The organism is Kitasatospora sp. NPDC059571 (genome assembly GCF_042735675.1).
GTDB lineage: Bacteria > Actinomycetota > Actinomycetes > Streptomycetales > Streptomycetaceae > Kitasatospora.
Genome location: NZ_JBHWBW010000027.1, coordinates 1 through 17,400 on the forward strand (window position 1 = coordinate 1; position 17,400 = coordinate 17,400).

Sequence of the window (17,400 nt, forward strand, 5' to 3'; positions counted from 1 at the left end):
CGGCGGGGCCGCGGTGGGCGCGGGGGGGGGCCCCCCCCGGCGCTCACCCCTGGCGTCGCGCACCCCAAAAGCCTGGCCGGCCCCGCCGAGCCCGCCCCGCGCCGCCCCCCCCACTACTGGGTCGGGGTGGCGGGATTTGAACCCACGGCCTCTTCGTCCCGAACGAAGCGCGCTACCAAGCTGCGCTACACCCCGGTCCTGCTCTGTTGCCTTCCGTCTCCGGCGCAACGAGTAGAACTCTAACAGGATGTGTGCCGAGAGACGAAATCCGATTCCCCGGGGGGCGTCGGGGCAGGTCAGCGGCGCGGCGTGAGGGTCAGCAGGGTGGCCTCCGGCGGGCAGGCGAAGCGGACCGGGGTGTAGCGGTTGGTGCCGCAGCCGGCCGAGACGTGCAGGTAGGAGCGGTGGCCGCCGGCCTTGTGGGAGGAGAGGCCCTTGACCCGGTCGGCGTCCAGGTCGCAGTTGGTGACCAGGGCGCCGTAGAAGGGGATGCACAGCTGCCCACCGTGGGTGTGCCCGGCCAGGATCAGCGGGTAGCGGTCGGCGGTGAAGGCGTCCAGCACCCGCAGGTACGGGGCGTGCACCACGGCCAGCGACAGGTCGGCGTCGGCGGACGGGCCGCCCGCGACCTTGGCGTACTTGTCGTGCCGGATGTGCGGGTCGTCCAGGCCGGTGAACTCGACGTCGAGGCCGGCGAGGGTGAGCCGCCCGCGGGCGTTGTTCAGGTTGAGCCAGCCGGCGTCGTCGAAGCCGTCGCGGAGCTTCTGCCACGGGTTGTGGACGGCGCCCTTGATGCCGCGGCTGCTGCTGCCGTCCGGGTTGTTCAGTCCGTGCACGCCGGTGCGCAGGGCGGTCAGGTACCGGGTGGGGCTCTTGCGGGCGGGCCCGTAGTAGTCGTTCGAGCCGAAGACGTACACCCCGGGGAACTCCATCAGCGGCCCGAGGGCGTCGAGGGCGGCGGGGACGCCGAGCGGGTCGGAGAGGTTGTCGCCGGTGTTCACCACCAGGTCGGGCCGCAGGCCGGCGAGGCTCTGCAGCCAGCGCTGCTTCTTCCGCTGCCCGTTCACCATGTGTATGTCGGAGACCTGGAGCACCCGGATCGGCCGCGCCCCCTGCGGCAGGATCGGGACCTCGACCCGGCGCAGCCGGAACGAGCGGACCTCGTAGCCGGCGGAGTAGGCGAGGCAGGCGGCGCCGGTGGCGGCGATTCCGAGCGGGACGGAGTACAGCGGTCGCATCGGTCCATGCTCTCAGACCCTCGTTCGGGGTGTGAACGGGCAGGTCATTCCGGGTGCTTGCGGACGGCGACCACGCTGCTGAGGTCGGCCGCCAGCGGCAGGTCGACGGCGCGCAGCGCGGGGTGCTGCAGCCAGTGCAGCCGGGCCCCGTCGGGCCGCCCCTCGAACAGCGGCGGCCAGCTGCCGACGGGTGTGAAGTCGTCCACCACGAGCACCCCGCCGGGTGCGAGCAGCCGCTCGGGGTCGGCGGTCCCGCCGCCCTTGGCCTGCCCGCCGCCGTCCAGCACCAGCAGGTCGTACGGGCCGTGCGCGTACAGCTCGGTCCAGTCGGCGCAGAGCACCCGGACGTCCGGGCGGTCGGCGAACAGCCCGGCCGCGGCGCTCGCCCGGTCCGGGTCGCGTTCGACGCTCACCAGCTCGACCCCCGGTGCGGCGCCCGAGGCCAGCCAGGCCAGGCCCACCCCGTGCCCGGTGCCGCTCTCGCCGATCCGCACTCGTGCGCCGCCCGCGAGCACCTGCAGCAGCCGCCCCTGCTCGGGCCGGCAGGACTGCGCGAAGCCGTGCTCCCGGGCCGCCCGCAGTGCCCGTCCGACGGGCTCGGGCCAGTCGTCCGCCCGGCCGTACGCGTTCGTTCCGTCCATCCCCATGCCGGTCATCCTGGCAGCGCCGCCGTGCCGGGGAAGCCGCCTTCCGCAGGCCCGTCGGGGCGGGCGCGCGGTAAAGGAGGGGCGTTCGGGCGGGCCCGGTGCCAGAATCGGCGCATGACGACGCTCAAGGTGCAGCTGCAGGAGGACCTCACGGCTGCGATCAAGGCCCGGGACGAGCTCCGCTCGTCCACCCTCCGGCTGACGCTGTCCGCGATCACCTCCGAGGAGGTGGCGGGCAAGACGAAGCGGGAGCTCTCGGACGCCGAGGTGCTGAAGGTGATCACCCGGGAGGCGAAGAAGCGCCGGGAGGCCGCAGAGGCGTTCGAGAACGCCGGCCGTGCCGAGTCCGCGGCGCAGGAGCGGGCCGAGGGCGAGGTGCTCGCGGGCTACCTGCCACAGCAGCTGAGCGACGAGGAGCTGACCGCGATCGTGGCCGAGGCGGTGGCCGAGAGCGGGGCGTCCGGTCCGCAGGCGATGGGTGCCGTGATGAAGCTGGTCCGCCCGAAGGTGGGCGACCGCGCCGAGGGCGGCCGGGTGGCTGCCGCGGTGAAGGCCGCGCTGGCGGGCTGACGAGGACGGAACGCCCGAGGGCGGCCCCCCGACCGGGGGGCCGCCCTCGCGGTGTGCGGGCCGTCAGTGGTGGCCGGGCTTGGTGGGCCGCCCGCTGTTGCCGCCGATGACGCCCGGCGGGAGGGTGAACCCGCCGTTGACCAGGCCGCCGTTGGCGTTGCCGCCGATCACGCCGCTGGTGGGCGGCGGGGCGGGGCTGTCGCTGGGCTGGTCGGTCGGCTGGGGGGCCGGGATGTCCACGGTCTGGATCGGGGTGCTCGGCAGGTCCTTGACCGCCTCCCGCATCGCCATCTGCCAGATCGGGCCGGGGCCGTCGGCGCCGTAGACGGCGCTGCGGCGGACGCCGCCGATGGTGACGTTGCGCATCGAGAAGTTGCCGGTCGGGCCGCCGAGCCAGACCGCGGCCGCGAGCTCCGGGGTGTAGCCGTCGAACCAGGCGGCGTACCGGTTGTCGGTGGTACCGGTCTTGCCGGCGAAGTCGCGGCCGTCGAGGCTGATGTTGGCCGCGGTGCCCTTCTCGGTCACCGACCGGAGGAGGGTGTTGACGCCGTCGGCGCTGGTCTCGCTCATGGCCTGGCTGCAGTTGGCCTTCGGCACGGGGATCTTCTTGCCCTCGGCGGAGAGCACCGAGGAGATCGCGATCGGGTCGCAGTGCAGGCCGCGGGCGGCGAAGGTGGCGTACACCGCCGCCATCTTGAGCGGGCTGACCTCCAGGGTGCCGAGGATCGCGGAGGGCACCTCGGGGATGGTGGCGCCGCTCGCGCGGGTGGTGATGCCGAGACTGTTGGTCATCTTGCGCATCGGGCAGAGGCCGACGTCCTTGCCCAGCTCGACGAAGTAGGTGTTGACCGACTTCGCCATGGCGGTGTTCATGTCGTACGGGCCGACCTCGGACTTGCTCTCGTTCTCGACCGTCGAGCCGTCGGTGTTGCGCCAGGTGCCGTCGCAGGTGCTCATCGTCGGGTACGGGATCTTGTTCTCGGCCGGGTACGACTGGGTGATCGGGATCCCGTTCTCCAGCGCGGCGGAGGCCAGGATCGGCTTGAAGGTCGAGCCCGGGGCGAAGCCGTTGCCGCCGCCCATCGAGGCGTCGACGTTGAGGTTGAGGACGGTCTCGTGCTTGTTGGCGTCCAGGCCGTAGGGGCGGGTCTGGGCCATCGCCAGGATCTCGCCGGTGCCGGGCTTGACCATGCTGATCGCGGCGGAGACCGGGTCGCCCGCGTAGACCTTGGTGGTCACCGCCTTGTAGGAGGCGGCCTGCTTGTCCGGGTCGATGGTGGTGTAGATCTTCAGGCCGCCCTGGCTCCAGAGCTTCTGGCGGTCGGCCGCGGTCTTGCCGAAGACCGGGTCCTGCTTGACCACGTGCCGGACGTAGTCGCAGAAGAAGCCCATGCCGGACTGCGCGGTGATGCAGCCGTTCTGCGGCTCCTGGTACTTGATGCCGAGCGGCGCGGCCAGGGCCTGCTTGGCCTGGTCCGGCGTGATGTGCTTGTACTCGAGCATCTTGTTGATCACGGTGTCCCGGCGGGCCTGGGCGGCCTTCGGGTGCAGCACCGGGTCGTACGCCGAGGGGTTCTGTACCAGGCCGGCCAGCATGGCGGCCTCGGGGATGGTGAGGTCCTTGGCGCTCTTGCTGAAGTAGCGGTTGGAGGCGGCCTCGATGCCGTACGCCTGGTGCCCGTAGAACGTGATGTTGAGGTAGTTGGTGAGGATCTGGTCCTTGGACAGCTCCTCCTCCAGCTTGATGGCGTACTTCAGCTCCTGGACCTTGCGGCCGAGGCTCTTGCGGGTGGCCTCCAGGAACGCCTGCTGGTCGTCGCCGGCCTGCTCGACGAAGACGTTCTTCACGTACTGCTGGGTCAGCGTGGACGCGCCCTGGGCGGCGGACCCGGACTCGGCGTTCTTGGTGACCGCGCGCAGCACGCCCTTGAGGTCGACGGCGCCGTGCTCGTAGAAGCGGCTGTCCTCGATGTCGACTTGGGCCTGGCGCATGACCGGCGCCATCTGGTCCTTGGTGAGGATCGTCCGGTCGCGGTCGTAGACCTTCGCGATCAGGCCGCCCTTGTTGTCGTAGATCAGCGAGGCCTGGGACAGCGCCGGCGTCTTGAAGTCGTCCGGGATGTTGTCGAAGCTGTCGGCGGTGTCCTTCGCGGTGAGCCCGAGTGCGCCGACGGCGGGCAGGGCCACGCCGGCGACCAGGATCCCGGCCAGCACGCTGGTGCCCAGGAGCTTGATGCCGAGGCCTGCCTTGTCGAGCGGTGAGCCCGAGGGTCGCTGAGGTGCCATGGGGAGAACACTACGTCGCCGATTCCCGTACAGGGGGGCAGGTGTTCGCCTACGCTTGTCACAAGACTGCGACAGCTTCTCTCTGTTCATCATCATCACTCTTGTGAGTGATGAGCTTTGCCCGATATGCCCGTTTCTGCCCTCGGCTGTCCGGGTGGGGCGCCTGGGACATGGTGGCACAGTGTGACGAGAAAGGTCGAATGGGTTCTGGCAAGCCCCACGACCTGCGATCACTCCAACGAGTGATCTGTCGGGCACCCATAGTCCGATCGGGCCATTCGAGATTGAGCCCACAGGGGCTGTTGCTCCGTGCCGTTCTTCCGTAACGTCCTCAACTGGCAACGGTGAATATGCCGTTGCCGCCGTGGGGGAGCCCCGATTCGGGAGAGGACGGCGCCGAAATGGGCTGGGTGGACGACTGGAGTGCGCAGGCGGCCTGCCGCACGAGTGATCCGGACGAGCTGTTCGTGCAGGGTGCGGCCCAGAACCGCGCCAAGGCCGTGTGCAGCGGATGTCCGGTACGGACCGAGTGCCTCGCCGATGCACTCGACAACCGGGTGGAGTTCGGCGTCTGGGGCGGAATGACGGAGCGCGAGCGCCGGGCGCTGCTGCGCCGCCGGCCGACCGTGATGTCGTGGCGCCGGCTGCTGGAGACGGCCCGCACCGAGTACGAGGCCTCGCTGGCCACCGGGGTCGTGCTGACGGACTACGCGCAGGCCGGCTGATCGGCCGGCCGGCGCCGCCGCGGGTGACGGACGCTCAGCGTCCCTCGCCGGAGGGGTCGGTGGCGCCGCCGAGCAGGTCGCCCACGGTGCGCAGCCCGTCCAGGTCGTGCACGTCGCCGGCCAGTGCGGCCACCTCGACGATCGGTACGTCCGGGTAGACCGAGACGAACCGGTCCCGGGTGCGCCGCTCCCGGGACATGACCTGCACCCGTTCCGCGTGCAGGCGCAGCAGCCCGGCCGCCAGGGTCTCGGCGGCGACCGTCGAGCTCTGCGAGCCGTTCTCCTCCAGCGCCTCCGCCGCCGCCAGCGCCCGCTCGGCGGTGAGCTGGGGCGCGCCTGTGGTGTGCACCCGGTTGAGCACCAGGCCGGCCAGCGGCATCTCGTCCGCGGCCAGCCGGTCCACGAAGTACGCCGCCTCGCGCAGTGCGTCCCGCTCCGGGGCCGCCACCACCAGGAAGGCCGTGCCCGGCGCCTTGAGCAGCTGGTAGGTGCGGTCCGCCCGCTCGCGGAACCCGCCGAACATCGAGTCCATGGCCGAGACGAAGGTTTGCACGTCGGTCAGCAGCTGCGCCCCGAAGATCTTGCCGAGGGTGCCGGTGATCAGCCCCATGCCGACGTTCAGGAACTTCATCGCGGAGCGTCCGCCGACCTTCGCCGGCGCGGTCAGCAGCCGGATCACCTTGCCGTCCAGGAACGAGCCCAGCCGGCTCGGCGCGTCCAGGAAGTCCAGCGCGGAGCGGGACGGCGGGGTGTCGACCACGATCAGGTCCCAGCGGTCCTCGGCCCGCAGCTGGCCGAGCTTCTCCATCGCCATGTACTCCTGCGTCCCGGCGAAGCCGGCCGACAGGGACTGGTAGAACGGGTTCGCCAGGATCGCCTTCGCCCGCTCCGGCTCGGCGTGGGCCAGCACGACCTCGTCGAAGGTCCGCTTCATGTCGAGCATCATGGCCTGCAGCTCGCCGCCGCCGTCGGCGCCCTCGACCACCCGCGGGGTGTTGTCCAGCTCGGTCAGGCCCATCGACTGGGCGAGCCGGCGCGCCGGGTCGATGGTCAGCACGACCACCTTCCGGCCGCGCTCGGCGGCGCGCAGTCCGATCGCGGCCGCGGTGGTGGTCTTGCCGACGCCGCCGGAACCGCAGCAGACCACGATCCTGGTCTCCGGGTCGTCGATCAGCGCGTCGATCGCGAGTCGGGCCGTCATGCCGCTCCCTGCCGCTTGAGTTCGCCCGCCAGCCGGTACAGCCCGCCCAGGTCCACACCCTCGCCGAGCAGCGGGAGTTCGTAGGTTGGCAGCTTCAGGTGCTGGAGGTCGGCGCGCTGCGCGCGCTCCAGCTCGACCCGCTCGGCATGCTCCCGGGCCTGCTCCAGCAGCGGGTCCAGCAGCGGTTCCACGGCGGCGCGGACCGTCTCGGGCTTGCGCGAACGGCCGCCCAGCCCGGCCTCGCCCAGGGCGAGGGCGACCTCCTCGCGGTGGTCCCCCTCGACCGCGGCCACCGCGGCGGCGTCCAGTATCGGCGGCCGGACCATGTTCACCAGCACCCCTCCGACCGGCAGCTGCGCCTCCTGCAGGTCGGCGACGCCGTCCACGGTCTCCTGCACCGGCATCTCCTCCAGCAGCGTCACGAAGTGCACCGCAGTCTCCGGCGACTTGAGCACCCGCATCACCGCCTGGGCCTGCCCGTGGATCGGGCCGAACCGGGCCAGCCCGGCCACCTCGGCGTTGACGTTCAGGAACCGCGTCAGCCGGCCGGTCGGCGGGGCGTCCATCACGATCGCGTCGTACGTGCGGCGGCCGTCCGGGCCCTTGCGGCGGGCCGCCTCGCAGGCCTTGCCGGTCAGCAGCACGTCCCGCACGCCCGGCGCGATGGTGGTGGCGAAGTCGACGAAGCCGACCTTCTGCAGTGCCTTCCCGGCCCGGCCCAGCTTGTAGAACATCTCCAGGTACTCGAGCAGCGCCTGCTCGGTGTCGATGGCCAGTGCGTACAGCTCGCCCTGGCCGCTGCCGGGCAGCCCCAGCTGGGCCGGGCTGACCGTGGCGACCTTGCGCTCCTCGTACGGCAGGGCGGCGATCCCGAACAGCTCCGCGATGCCCTGACGGCCCTCGACCTCGATCAGCAGGGTGCGGCCGCCGTCGGCCGCCAGCGCCAGTGCCAGTGCGGCGGCGACCGTGGTCTTGCCCGTCCCGCCCTTGCCGCTGACGACGTGCAGCCGGACCCCCTCCCAGTCGGGGTCGGCCGGCACCGCCGGCCCGGGGGTGCTCGCCACGCTCCGTCTCCGTCCGTCCGTCGACCCGGCACCGCGCCGGTGCCCCTCTGGCGAGGGTAACCAGCGCGCGGCGCCGATGCCGGGAGCATCCCGACGCCCGCCCGGATTCATGCCCCCTTTGTGTCCCACCTCACACCGGGGCCTGCGGCTAGAGTCACCCCCATGACCAAGTGGGAATACGTCACCGTGCCGCTGCTCGTGCACGCCACCAAGCAGATCCTGGACACCTGGGGCGAGGACGGCTGGGAGCTCGTCCAGGTCGTGCCCGGGCCCAACAACCCCGAGCAGCTGGTTGCCTACCTCAAGCGGGAGAAGAGCTGATGAGCAAGGTTGAGGAGAAGCTGGCCGAGCTCGGCCTGACCCTCCCCGACGTGGCGCCTCCGGTGGCCGCGTACGTGCCCGCCGTGCGCTCCGGCGACCACGTGCTGACCTCCGGCCAGCTGCCGATGGTGGCGGGCAAGCTGGAGTACACCGGCAAGGTGGGCGCCGAGGTCACCCCGGAGCAGGCCAAGGCGCTTGCGCAGATCTGCGCCCTGAACGCGCTGGCCGCGGTGAAGTCCGTGGTCGGCGACCTGGACCTGGTCGAGCAGGTCGTCAAGGTGGTCGGCTTCGTCGCCTCCGCGCCCGACTTCACCGGCCAGCCCGGCGTGGTCAACGGCGCGAGCGAGCTGCTCGGCACCGTCCTCGGTGCGGCCGGCGTGCACGCCCGCAGCGCCGTCGGCGTCGCCGTCCTCCCGCTGGACGCCCCGGTCGAGGTCGAGATCCAGGTTCGGGTCCGCCAGGCCTGACCAGGTCGGATGGGGTGGGCTCTGTCCAAGCGAGGGCCCGCCCGCTTAGCATCCGGACATGGATCACCGAGCACCGTCGCCCGCGATGCCGCCCGGCTGGCCTGCCCGGATCCGGGCGGTCGCGGCCGGCGAGCTCACCCCACCCGTCGCGAAGCCGTCGGCGACCGTCGTGCTGCTGCGCGACGGCGCGGCCGGACCGGAGGCGTACCTGCTGCGCCGCCGGACCTCGATGGCGTTCGCGGCCGGGATGTACGCCTACCCCGGCGGCGGGGTCGACCCCAGGGACGCCGAGGCGGAGCTCGGCTGGGCGGGACCGGCCCCGGAGGAGTGGGCCGTCCGGCTCGGGACGGACGTGCGCACCGCGCAGGCCGTGGTCTGCGCGGCCGTCCGCGAGACCTTCGAGGAGGCCGGCGTGCTGCTGGCCGGCCCGGACGCGCACAGCACCGCCCCCGGCCGCGACTGGACGGCCGAGCGGGCCGCCCTGGAGGCGCACGAGCTCTCCTTCGCCGACTTCCTGCGCAAGAACGGCCTGGTGCTGCGCAGCGACCTGCTGGCCGGCTGGGCCCGCTGGGTCACGCCCGCCTTCGAGGAGCGGCGCTACGACACCTGGTTCTTCGTCGCCGCCATGCCGGACGGCCAGGACGCCGCCCGGACGGTCGGCGAGGCCGACCGGGTCGCCTGGCTGACCCCCGCCGAGGCGGTGGCCGGGCACGCCGAGGGCCGGTACGGCATGCTGCCGCCGACCGTCACGGTGCTGCGCGAGCTGCTGCCGGTGCGGTCCGCCGCCGAGGCGCTCGCCGCCGCCGCTGGCCGCACCGTCGAACCGATCCTCGGCCGCGCCGAGGTGGCCGGCGACCGTATGACGGTGCGCTGGGACGGGTATGACGAGCTGACCATCGACGGAGACTTCCCGGCGTGATCCGCACGCCCGGGCGCACCCCACGGAACACGGAAGGACACAGGCCGATGAACCACAACGACGTGGCTCGCCGGACGGCGTACACCCTGCCCGCCCGCAGCCTGAACCCCAGGACCCTCGCCTGCGAGGGTGAGGTGCCGGACCGGCCCGCGCTCCGCGCGCTGGAGCGGCAGCTGCCCTCCCGGTCGCTGTCCCGCACCGCCGAGGGCGGCCGGTGAGCGGTCTCCTCCCGGGTGACCCCGCCGCCACGGTCGGCGGCGGGGCCACCGAGCGGGCGCTGTGCGTGCTGGCGCCCAACCCCTCGCCGATGACGCTGGACGGCACCAACACCTGGCTGCTGTCCGAACCGGGCTCCGCGCTCGCCGCGGTGGTCGACCCGGGTCCGCTCGACGAGGGTCACCTGCGCCGGGTCGTCGACCTGGCCGAGCAGCAGGGCAAGCGGATCGCCGTCACCCTGCTGACCCACGGCCACCACGACCACGCCGAGGGCGCCGCCCGCTTCGCCGAGCTGACCGGCAGTCGGGTGCGCGCCCTGGACCCGGCGTACCGGCTCGGCGACGAGGGGCTGCGGCACGGCGAGGCGATCGACGTCGGCGGCCTGGAGATCCGGGTGGTCGGCACGCCCGGGCACACCGCGGACTCGCTGACCTTCCACCTGCCGGCCGACGGCGCGATCCTGACCGGCGACACCGTCCTGGGCCGCGGCACCACGATGGTCGCCCACCCGGACGGCCGGCTCGGCGACTACCTGGACTCGCTGCGGCGCCTGCACACCATGGCCTCCGTGCACGGGGTGCGCACCGTGCTGCCCGGGCACGGACCGGTGCTGGCGGACGCCCTCGGCGCGGTCGACTACTACCTGGCGCACCGGGCGCACCGGCTCGCCCAGGTCGAGACGGCCGTCGAGGCCGGCTGCCGGACCCCCGCCGAGGTGGTGGCCCGGGTGTACGCGGACGTGGACCGTGCGCTGTGGCCGGCCGCCGAACTGTCGGTGCGCGCCCAGCTCGGCTACCTGGAGGAGCACGGGCTCATCTGAGCCGACGGGGCGGGCGAACGGCGAAGGGGCGCGGGTGACCGTGTCCGGCCCTCCGCGCCCCTCCGGTTGTCCGTGGGAGCCGTGCGGCTACCGCGAGCGGCGGGAGAGCCGCTCGACGTCGAGCAGCACCACCGCGCGGGCCTCCAGCTTCAGCCAGCCGCGGCCGGCGAAGTCGGCGAGAGCCTTGTTGACCGTCTCGCGGGAGGCGCCGACCAGCTGGGCCAGCTCCTCCTGGGTGAGGTCGTGGGAGACGTGGATGCCCTCCTCCGACTGCACGCCGAAGCGCCGGGAGAGGTCCAGCAGGGCCTTGGCGACCCGGCCGGGCACGTCGGAGAAGACCAGGTCGGACATGACGTCGTTGGTGCGGCGCAGGCGGCGGGCGATGGCGCGCAGCAGCGCGATCGACACCTCGGGGCGGGCGTGCAGCAGCGGCAGCAGGTCGCCGTGGCCGAGACCGAGCAGCTTGACCTCGGTCAGCGCGGTGGCGGTCGCGGTGCGCGGGCCCGGGTCGAACAGCGACAGTTCGCCGATCATCTCGCTGGGGCCGAGCACCGCCAGCATGTTCTCGCGCCCGTCCGGCGACGCCCGGTGCAGCTTCACCTTGCCCTCGACGACGACGTAGAGCCGGTCGCCCGGATCGCCCTCGTGGAACAGCGACTCGCCGCGGGCGAGCGTCACCTCGGTCATGGAAGCGCGCAGCTCGGCAGCCTGGTCGTCGTCGAGGGCCGCGAACAGCGCGGCGCGGCGAAGAACGTCGTCCACGTGCTTCCTCCTGCATCGTCCGGTGAAGTTTCTCACCACCAAGGATGGCGCATGTCGCTCCGATCATATGAGGAGGGGTCGGTCACCGAGTGTCGTACGCGGCCATTCGAACCCATCCGTGCTAGCCGCGGACGGCCGGCCGGGCGGGGCGCAGCCGCAGGTCGGCGGGGTTCCCGCGGGGCGCGGGGGCAGTCACCCGGCGGCGGGCGGCGCGCAGAGCGCGGCGAGCTCCGCGGCCTCCAGGGAGAGCCCGGCCGCGCCGGCCGAGTCGCGGATCGTGGCGGGGCGGCGTGCACCGGGGATCGGCACCACGGCGGGGGAGAGTGCGAGCAACCAGGCCAGGCAGACCTGCTGCGGGGAGACCCCGCGGGCGGCGGCCACCCGGTGGAAGGCGGTGCCGGCCGCCGCGGAGCCGTCCTCACCCGGTCCGTCCAGCACGCTGCGGGAGATCCCGCCGAGCGGGCTCCACGGGAGAAAGGCCAGGCCCAGCTCGGTGCAGAGCCGCAACTCGGCTGCGGCGTCGCGGACGGCCGGCGAGAAGCGGTTCTGCACCGCGACCAGCCCGGCGCCGAGGATCTCCCGGGCCTCGCGGATCTGTCCGGCGTCGGCATTGGACACCCCGGCCGCCCGGATCAGCCCGGCGTCCAGCAGCTCCCGCAGGGCGCCCACCGACTCGGCCCACGGCACCGCGGGGTCGGGCTTGTGCAGCTGGTAGAGGCCGATCGCGTCGGTGCCCAGCCGCCGCAGCGAACCCTCGCAGGCCCGCTTCAGCCGGTCCGGACGGCCGTCGACCGTCCAGGAGCCGTCGCCGGGCCGGCCGCGGCCGCCCTTGGTGGCGACCAGCACGGCGGACCGGTCGCCGCCCCAGGAGGCGAGGGCCCGGGCCACCAGCCGTTCGTTGTGCCCCTGCTCGCCGGCGTGCCAGTGGTACGAGTCGGCGGTGTCGATCAGGGTCACCCCGGCGTCCAGGGCCGCGTGCACGGTGGCGATCGCCGCAGCCGCGTCCGGGCGGCCCTCGACCGAGAGCGGCATCGCGCCCAGGCCGACCGCACCGACCGGGACGCCGCCGATGCTGCGCTGCTCCATCTCAGCGCACCCCCGCCGCGGCCTCGTCGATCGCGCCGGGCAGCCAGTCGGCCGTCCGGGAGAAGCGGAAGCCGAGTGCGGCGGCGCGGCCGTTGTCCATCGCGTAGTCCCGGTCGAAGGAGAACGGGGAGGCGTCGCCGCCCTCCGGGCTGCGCAGGCGCGCCGAGGTGCCGAGCCGCTCGGCCACCAGGGCGGACAGCTCGACCGCGGTGAGCGCCCCGTCGGAGCAGGCGTTCAGCGGGCCGGTGGCGTCGCCGGCGGCGGTGCGGGCCAGGAAGGCGGCGATCTCCCGGTGGTGGACGAAGGAGGTCGGCCGGGCGGCCGGGTGCACCGCGACCGGTCGGCCCGCGGCGATCCGTTCGACGTAGTGCGCCAGCCGTCCGGTGAAGTCCTGCGCGCCGCCGCCCAGCACGTGGGCGCTGCGCACGCTCGCCCAGGAGAACGGCGCGTCGTGGGCGAGCACCGCCTCCGCCTGCCGCTTGCCCTCGGCATACGCGGCGGGTTCGCCGAAGTGCCGGGCCAGGGCCGCCGGGTCGTGCCACGGCAGGGCGGGGTCGACCGGCCATCCGGCCGGGTCGACGGCGTCCTCGTCCACCGGACCGGTCGCGGCGGGCACCAGCGGCGAGGTGGCCGGGTCGTAGACCTCCATGGTCGAGGTCATCACGTACCGCGGGGTGCGGCCCGCGAACACCCGCCGGGCCACGGCGGCCTGGGCCGGTGTGTAGAGGACCTGGTCGACCACCGCGTCGAAGGTCCGGCCGCCCAGGGCGGCGGTCAGCGACGCCTCGTCGGAGCGGTCGGCGACGAGGTGCTCGGTGCCGGGCGGGGGCGGTGCGGAGCCGCGGTTGACGACGGTGACGCGGGCGCCCGACCGCTGGAGGAGGGTGACCAGGTGGAGACCGAAGTACCGGCTGCCGCCGATGACGCAGACGTTGTCCATGCCCCCAGACTGCTGGCGTATCGTCATCGGCGGAACTGGCGACCTGCTGAACACGTATGAAGCAGAACTGTGGACCGGGGGAGCGATGATCGACGTCCAGCGGCTGCGCATCCTGCGGGCCGTCGCCGAGCACGGCAGTTTCAACCGGGCCGCGGCGGCCCTGCTGATCACCCCGTCCGCGGTGTCGCAGCAGGTGGCGGCGCTGGAGCGCGGGGTGGGGACGGCGGTGGTGGTCCGCTCGACCCGGGGCGTGGTGCTCACCGAGGCCGGCCGGCTGCTGGTCGGAACGGCCGACGCCGTCGCGGCCGAGCTCCGCTACGCCCGCGAGCAGATCGAGCGGCTCGGCGCGGACCGGCCGCGGCTCACCCTGGCCACCTTCACCAGCGGCGGGCGGCACCTGCTCCCCGCGGTGCTGGTGCGGTTCGCCGCCGCCCATCCCGAGGTGGAGCTGAACGTGCTGGAGCGCGAACCCGAGGACAGCCTGCCGATGGTCCGCCAGGGCATCGCCGACCTGGCGCTCGGCTACCACTTCGACGGACCGCTGCCGGTGCGGCCGGGCGACCGCTCGGGCCTGGAGTGGACGCCCCTGATGACCGATCCGCTCTCGGTGGTGCTGCCGACCGGGCACCGGCTGGCCGGCCGGGAGGCCGTGGACCTCGCCGAGCTCGCCGCGGACCGCTGGGTGCTGGGCTGCCTGAAGACCGAGGCGTTCCTGCGCCGGTACGCGGCGCTGGCCGGCTTCGAGCTGCGGGTGGCCGGCAGCACCACGGACTACTTCTTCGCCCGGACGCTGGTCGCCGCCGGGGTCGGCGTCTCGCTGGTGCCGTCCGTGGCCCTGGACCCGGAGCTGCCCGGGACGGCGGTCGTGCCGGTGCGCCCACCGCGTCCGGCCCGGCACGTCGGACTCGCGCTGCCGGCCGGTCGCCGCCCGCAGCGCTACGCGCGGGCGCTGGCCGGTCTGCTCGGCGAGGCGGCCGGCGCCGGCTGACCCGGTCGGCGGGTCAGTGGTGCAGGACGGCGCTGGCGCGCCGCGGGTCGATGGCGGCCCCGCGGCGGCGCAGCCGGGCGCCGTCGTCGCAGGAACGGCGCTCGGCCGCGGCCATCGCCTCCTGCAGGGTGGTGCCGCGGACCACGAAGCTCTGGGTGCCGGTGCGGCCGCCGTCGCCGCTGGTCGGCATGGTGACGAGCCACAGCGGGCGGTCGTGGCGGGCCCTGGTGGGCGTGCTGGTCGTCATGGCGTCCTCCGGGAGGCGTCCGCCCGCGGTGCGGGGGCGGACGGACGCGGGGTGGTGCGGCCGCGAGGGGGGCGCGGCTGCCGCGGGTGGGGGCGGCACGGAGGAGACGATTCCCGAGCGGGCCGGGCCCGTCAAGGCTCCTCGCGGGGAAATCTGGAACTTTCTGCAAGCTCTTGCAGGATGCCCGGTGCGGGGCCGCCGCGGCCCCGCACCGGACGGGCCGGTCAGGAGGCGGTGCAGCCGCCCACCGTCGGGGCCGCGGTGTTGCCGTTGGACTGCACGGTGAACCCGAAGCTGGTCGAGGCCCCGGCCGCCAGGCTGCCGTTGTAGGTCGACGCGACCGTCATCACGGTGTGCGCGGCGTCCCAGGTCACCGACCCGCTCCAGAGCCCGGACAGCTGCTGGCCCGGGGCCAGCGTGAGGGTCACCTTCCAGGAGGTGATCGCGGCGCTGCCGGCGGTCACCGTCACCTTGCCGTTGAAGCCGCCCTGCCACTGCTGGTCGAAGGAGAAGGCCGCGGCGCAGGCGCCGGTGCCGCCCCCGCCGGTACCGCCGCCGCCCGTGCCGCCACCGCCCGTCCCGGTGCCGCCGAGGGCCTGCTGGGTGGCGGTGTAGGCCGGCTTGGGCTGGTAGCCCTGGTCGTACATGGTGGCCGCGCCGTAGCCGGAGAACGCGCTCGGGATCCACGAGTCGGCGTCGCCGACCCCCCACTGGCTGACGCCCACGCAGCGGGTCACCGCCAGGCAGGCCTTCACCACGGCCGCGTACTCGTTCGCCTGGGTGGTGAGCGCCGAGCTGCTCGCCGGCACGGTGGTGCGGTCGTCGAGCTCGGTGACCGCGACGTCCACGCCGAGATCGGCGAAGCGCTGCATGTTGGCCTGCAGGCTCGACGGCACCTGGCCGACGATGAAGTGGCTCTCCAGGCCCACCCCGTCGATCGGGGTGCCCTGCGCCTTCAGCGACTTGACGAGGTTGTACATGGCGTCGCTCTTCGCGCCGAGGCCCTCGATGTTGTAGTCGTTCAGGTAGAGCTTGGCGGCCGGGTCGGCGGCGTGCGCGGCGGTCAGCGCAGCCGCGATGTACGCCGGGCCGGAGCCGTACCCGGCGGTGAAGGCGTCCTGGCGGTAGCTGCCGTCCTCGTTGAACGGCTCGTTGACGACGTCCCAGGCGTAGAGCTTGCCCTTGTAGTGGGTGACCTCGGCGGTGATGTGGTCGGTCATGGCGGTCGGCACCTGGGCGGCGGGCAGGCTGCTCACCCAGGACGGGAGCTGGCTGTGCCAGACCAGGTTGTGGCCGCGCACCCGCTGGCCGTTGGCCTGCGCGAAGGCCAGGATCCGGTCGCCGGGGCCGAAGTTGAAGCTGCCGCGGGACGCCTCGACGGTGTCCCACTTCATCTCGTTGCCGGGGGTGACCATGTCGAACTGGGCGGCGGCGACGGCCGTCAGCGTGGAGTTGTTCAGGTTGTCCTGGGTCAGCGCGGTGCCGAAGTAGCGGCTCTTCGCCTCGGCCAGTGCCCGCAGGGAGTTGGCGTCGGCGGCACCGGCGGGGGAAGCGGTGCCGAGCAGGCCGAGCACGGCGGTTGCCGCGGCGGCCGCGGCCAGGCGGCGTCGTCCTAGCATGCGCATGCCATTCCTCTTTCCGTTGAACCGGGTGGGGGGCGGTACGGGGAGGGTGGGTGGTGCTCATGGAGCAACGCTGCGTCAGAAACATTCGGGAGTATGCACCGACTGTTTTCGGCATGGCAAGGCCCCGGGCATGACCGATCGGGGCGCGCCCGGCGCCGAGTGTCGCGATTTTCGGGGTGGTTCAGACCTCTGCGGGCGGCGGTGCGGTGCTGCTGCGGACGACCAGGCTGGTGGCGAGCTCCAGCCGGGTCCCGGTGCTCTCGTCGGCGCGCAGCCGCAGCAGCATCTGCGCCGCCTCCTCGGCCATCTTCTGCAGCGGCTGGTGCACGGTGGTCAGGGCGGGGCTGGCCCAGCGGGCGATCGCGACGTCGTCGTAGCCGACCACCGAGAGGTCGTCGGGCACCTTCAGGCCGTGCACCCGGGCCGCCTCCAGCACGCCGAGCGCCTGGAGGTCGCTGCCGGCGAAGATCGCCGTCGGCCGGTCCGGGCGGCCCAGCATCTCCATGGCGCGCAGCCGGCCGCCCTCGACGTGGAAGTCGCCGAAGGCCACCAGGGACGGGTCCACCGGCAGGCCGGCCATGCTCATCGCGGACCGGAAGCCGTCGAGCCGGGCCAGCGAGCAGAGCATGTCCTCGGGGCCGGTGATGATGGCGATCCGGCGGTGCCCGGACTCGATCAGGTGCCGGGTGGCGGCGAGGCCGCCGGACCAGTTCGCCGAGCCCACGGAGGGGACGTCCGGCTCCGGGTCGCCCGCCGGGTCGATGATCACGAACGGGATGGCCCGCGACCTGAGCTGCTGCTTCACCTCGGGCGGCAGGCTGGAGAAGACCAGCACCACGCCGAGCGGGCGGCGGCGCAGCACGCCCTCGATCCAGCCGGGGTCGGGCGCGTGCCGGGTGCCGCTCTCGGTGAGCACCACGCTGGCGTCGTGCTCCTTGGCGACGTTCTCGATCCCGCGGATCAGCTCCATCGCCCAGATGCTGTCGAGCTCGTGGAAGACGATCTCGATCAGCGGCGCCTCCCACGCCGACTTGGGCGTGCGCTGGTAGCCGTGGTTCTCCAGCAGCCGCTCGACCCGCAGCCGGGTCGGCCGGGAGACGTCCTGTCGGCCGTTGAGGACTTTCGAAACCGTTGAGATGGAGACCCCGGCCTCCTCGGCCACCTGGGCGAGCGTCACCCGCCCCGTCTCCTCGTCGTCGCGCATGCCGTGCAGCATAAGGCACCCGCCCAGGTCACGCTTTGGTAACCCCGAAGCCGGGGGTTGACCTCGAATGTGTC

Annotated in this window: 19 protein-coding genes and 1 tRNA gene; 8 read left to right on the forward strand and 12 right to left on the reverse strand. The window is 73.4% G+C overall.

All coding sequences use genetic code 11. The features are described from left to right. Positions 1-121: 121 nt before the first annotated feature. The 3 genes from ACFV0G_RS05700 to ACFV0G_RS05710 form a co-directional block, all read right to left on the reverse strand. Positions 122-195 (reverse strand) — tRNA-Pro (locus ACFV0G_RS05700). A 101-nt stretch (positions 196-296) separates the two neighbouring features. Further along, a complete protein-coding gene (locus ACFV0G_RS05705; RefSeq protein ID WP_380542139.1) occupies positions 297-1,238 on the reverse strand; it encodes a metallophosphoesterase in 942 nt (313 codons plus the stop codon). A gap of 44 nt (positions 1,239-1,282) precedes the next feature. Beyond that, positions 1,283-1,885 carry an O-methyltransferase gene (locus ACFV0G_RS05710; protein WP_380542142.1) on the reverse strand — a complete coding sequence of 201 codons (603 nt, stop codon included), beginning with the start codon at positions 1,883-1,885 and terminating at the stop codon, positions 1,283-1,285. 114 nt (positions 1,886-1,999) lie between these two features. On the opposite strand from ACFV0G_RS05710, the gene ACFV0G_RS05715 reads away from it, so the two are divergent. Continuing rightward, positions 2,000-2,455, forward strand: coding sequence for a GatB/YqeY domain-containing protein (locus tag ACFV0G_RS05715; protein WP_380542145.1), 456 nt, complete (start codon positions 2,000-2,002; stop codon positions 2,453-2,455). 63 nt (positions 2,456-2,518) lie between these two features. Here ACFV0G_RS05715 and ACFV0G_RS05720 read toward each other — a convergent pair whose 3' ends face one another. Continuing rightward, entirely contained in the window at positions 2,519-4,741 is a 2,223-nt protein-coding gene (locus ACFV0G_RS05720; protein WP_380542148.1) for a transglycosylase domain-containing protein, read from the reverse strand. Between the two features lie 401 nt (positions 4,742-5,142). Between ACFV0G_RS05720 and ACFV0G_RS05725 the strand changes: the two genes are divergently transcribed. Beyond that, entirely contained in the window at positions 5,143-5,466 is a 324-nt protein-coding gene (locus tag ACFV0G_RS05725; RefSeq protein WP_380542151.1) for a WhiB family transcriptional regulator, read from the forward strand. Between the two features lie 34 nt (positions 5,467-5,500). Here ACFV0G_RS05725 and ACFV0G_RS05730 read toward each other — a convergent pair whose 3' ends face one another. After that, on the reverse strand, positions 5,501-6,667 hold the full coding sequence (locus ACFV0G_RS05730; RefSeq protein WP_380542154.1) for an ArsA family ATPase: 1,167 nt from the start codon (positions 6,665-6,667) through the stop codon (positions 5,501-5,503). Further along, complete coding sequence (locus ACFV0G_RS05735; protein ID WP_380542157.1) at positions 6,664-7,731, reverse strand: ArsA-related P-loop ATPase; 1,068 nt, start codon at positions 7,729-7,731, stop codon at positions 6,664-6,666. The genes ACFV0G_RS05730 and ACFV0G_RS05735 overlap by 4 nt, the downstream gene beginning before the upstream one ends. A 162-nt stretch (positions 7,732-7,893) precedes the next feature. Here ACFV0G_RS05735 and ACFV0G_RS05740 point away from each other — a divergent pair, with 162 nt between their 5' ends. Genes ACFV0G_RS05740 through ACFV0G_RS05760 form a run of 5 tightly spaced genes read left to right on the forward strand, consistent with a single transcriptional unit; the run spans position 7,894 to position 10,474 of the window. Beyond that, positions 7,894-8,052, forward strand: coding sequence for a DUF4177 domain-containing protein (locus tag ACFV0G_RS05740; protein ID WP_095874066.1), 159 nt, complete (start codon positions 7,894-7,896; stop codon positions 8,050-8,052). Next, positions 8,052-8,519, forward strand: a complete 468-nt coding sequence (locus ACFV0G_RS05745; RefSeq protein ID WP_380542160.1) for a RidA family protein — start codon at positions 8,052-8,054, stop codon at positions 8,517-8,519. The genes ACFV0G_RS05740 and ACFV0G_RS05745 overlap by 1 nt, the downstream gene beginning before the upstream one ends. A 58-nt stretch (positions 8,520-8,577) precedes the next feature. Then, positions 8,578-9,438 carry an NUDIX hydrolase gene (locus ACFV0G_RS05750; protein ID WP_380542163.1) on the forward strand — a complete coding sequence of 287 codons (861 nt, stop codon included), beginning with the start codon at positions 8,578-8,580 and terminating at the stop codon, positions 9,436-9,438. Between the two features lie 47 nt (positions 9,439-9,485). Continuing rightward, a complete protein-coding gene (locus ACFV0G_RS05755; protein WP_380542165.1) occupies positions 9,486-9,656 on the forward strand; it encodes a hypothetical protein in 171 nt (56 codons plus the stop codon). After that, the gene (locus tag ACFV0G_RS05760) at positions 9,653-10,474 is read left to right on the forward strand and encodes an MBL fold metallo-hydrolase (protein ID WP_380542168.1); all 822 of its coding nucleotides are present in this window, start codon (positions 9,653-9,655) and stop codon (positions 10,472-10,474) included. The genes ACFV0G_RS05755 and ACFV0G_RS05760 overlap by 4 nt, the downstream gene beginning before the upstream one ends. Positions 10,475-10,561: 87 nt before the next feature. Here ACFV0G_RS05760 and ACFV0G_RS05765 read toward each other — a convergent pair whose 3' ends face one another. From ACFV0G_RS05765 to ACFV0G_RS05775, 3 genes are all read right to left on the reverse strand, one after another. Continuing rightward, positions 10,562-11,236, reverse strand: coding sequence for a Crp/Fnr family transcriptional regulator (locus ACFV0G_RS05765; RefSeq protein WP_030272710.1), 675 nt, complete (start codon positions 11,234-11,236; stop codon positions 10,562-10,564). A 192-nt stretch (positions 11,237-11,428) separates the two neighbouring features. Further along, positions 11,429-12,322: an aldo/keto reductase gene (locus tag ACFV0G_RS05770; RefSeq protein WP_380542171.1), complete on the reverse strand. Its 894-nt coding sequence runs from the start codon at positions 12,320-12,322 to the stop codon at positions 11,429-11,431. Position 12,323: 1 nt separating this feature from the next. Continuing rightward, positions 12,324-13,262, reverse strand: coding sequence for an NAD-dependent epimerase/dehydratase family protein (locus tag ACFV0G_RS05775; RefSeq protein ID WP_380542174.1), 939 nt, complete (start codon positions 13,260-13,262; stop codon positions 12,324-12,326). Positions 13,263-13,347: 85 nt separating this feature from the next. On the opposite strand from ACFV0G_RS05775, the gene ACFV0G_RS05780 reads away from it, so the two are divergent. Then, positions 13,348-14,250 carry a LysR family transcriptional regulator gene (locus tag ACFV0G_RS05780; RefSeq protein ID WP_380542177.1) on the forward strand — a complete coding sequence of 301 codons (903 nt, stop codon included), beginning with the start codon at positions 13,348-13,350 and terminating at the stop codon, positions 14,248-14,250. 13 nt (positions 14,251-14,263) lie between these two features. Here the strand turns inward: ACFV0G_RS05780 and ACFV0G_RS05785 are convergent, their stop codons facing one another. From ACFV0G_RS05785 to ACFV0G_RS05795, 3 genes are all read right to left on the reverse strand, one after another. Beyond that, positions 14,264-14,497 carry a hypothetical protein gene (locus ACFV0G_RS05785; protein ID WP_380542180.1) on the reverse strand — a complete coding sequence of 78 codons (234 nt, stop codon included), beginning with the start codon at positions 14,495-14,497 and terminating at the stop codon, positions 14,264-14,266. A 224-nt stretch (positions 14,498-14,721) separates the two neighbouring features. Next, positions 14,722-16,122: an endo-1,4-beta-xylanase gene (locus ACFV0G_RS05790; RefSeq protein WP_380542183.1), complete on the reverse strand. Its 1,401-nt coding sequence runs from the start codon at positions 16,120-16,122 to the stop codon at positions 14,722-14,724. Positions 16,123-16,303: 181 nt separating this feature from the next. Further along, complete coding sequence (locus tag ACFV0G_RS05795; protein WP_380542186.1) at positions 16,304-17,338, reverse strand: LacI family DNA-binding transcriptional regulator; 1,035 nt, start codon at positions 17,336-17,338, stop codon at positions 16,304-16,306. Positions 17,339-17,400 lie beyond the last annotated feature (62 nt).

Coding starts and splice junctions, on each gene's coding strand:
- ACFV0G_RS05705 (WP_380542139.1), bottom strand. CDS start 1,238: ATGCGACCGCTGTACTCCGTCCCGCTCGGAATCGCCGCCACCGGCGCC.
- ACFV0G_RS05710 (WP_380542142.1), bottom strand. CDS start 1,885: ATGGGGATGGACGGAACGAACGCGTACGGCCGGGCGGACGACTGGCCC.
- ACFV0G_RS05715 (WP_380542145.1), top strand. CDS start 2,000: ATGACGACGCTCAAGGTGCAGCTGCAGGAGGACCTCACGGCTGCGATC.
- ACFV0G_RS05720 (WP_380542148.1), bottom strand. CDS start 4,741: ATGGCACCTCAGCGACCCTCGGGCTCACCGCTCGACAAGGCAGGCCTC.
- ACFV0G_RS05725 (WP_380542151.1), top strand. CDS start 5,143: ATGGGCTGGGTGGACGACTGGAGTGCGCAGGCGGCCTGCCGCACGAGT.
- ACFV0G_RS05730 (WP_380542154.1), bottom strand. CDS start 6,667: ATGACGGCCCGACTCGCGATCGACGCGCTGATCGACGACCCGGAGACC.
- ACFV0G_RS05740 (WP_095874066.1), top strand. CDS start 7,894: ATGACCAAGTGGGAATACGTCACCGTGCCGCTGCTCGTGCACGCCACC.
- ACFV0G_RS05745 (WP_380542160.1), top strand. CDS start 8,052: ATGAGCAAGGTTGAGGAGAAGCTGGCCGAGCTCGGCCTGACCCTCCCC.
- ACFV0G_RS05750 (WP_380542163.1), top strand. CDS start 8,578: ATGGATCACCGAGCACCGTCGCCCGCGATGCCGCCCGGCTGGCCTGCC.
- ACFV0G_RS05755 (WP_380542165.1), top strand. CDS start 9,486: ATGAACCACAACGACGTGGCTCGCCGGACGGCGTACACCCTGCCCGCC.
- ACFV0G_RS05770 (WP_380542171.1), bottom strand. CDS start 12,322: ATGGAGCAGCGCAGCATCGGCGGCGTCCCGGTCGGTGCGGTCGGCCTG.
- ACFV0G_RS05775 (WP_380542174.1), bottom strand. CDS start 13,262: ATGGACAACGTCTGCGTCATCGGCGGCAGCCGGTACTTCGGTCTCCAC.
- ACFV0G_RS05780 (WP_380542177.1), top strand. CDS start 13,348: ATGATCGACGTCCAGCGGCTGCGCATCCTGCGGGCCGTCGCCGAGCAC.
- ACFV0G_RS05785 (WP_380542180.1), bottom strand. CDS start 14,497: ATGACGACCAGCACGCCCACCAGGGCCCGCCACGACCGCCCGCTGTGG.
- ACFV0G_RS05790 (WP_380542183.1), bottom strand. CDS start 16,122: ATGCGCATGCTAGGACGACGCCGCCTGGCCGCGGCCGCCGCGGCAACC.
- ACFV0G_RS05795 (WP_380542186.1), bottom strand. CDS start 17,338: ATGCTGCACGGCATGCGCGACGACGAGGAGACGGGGCGGGTGACGCTC.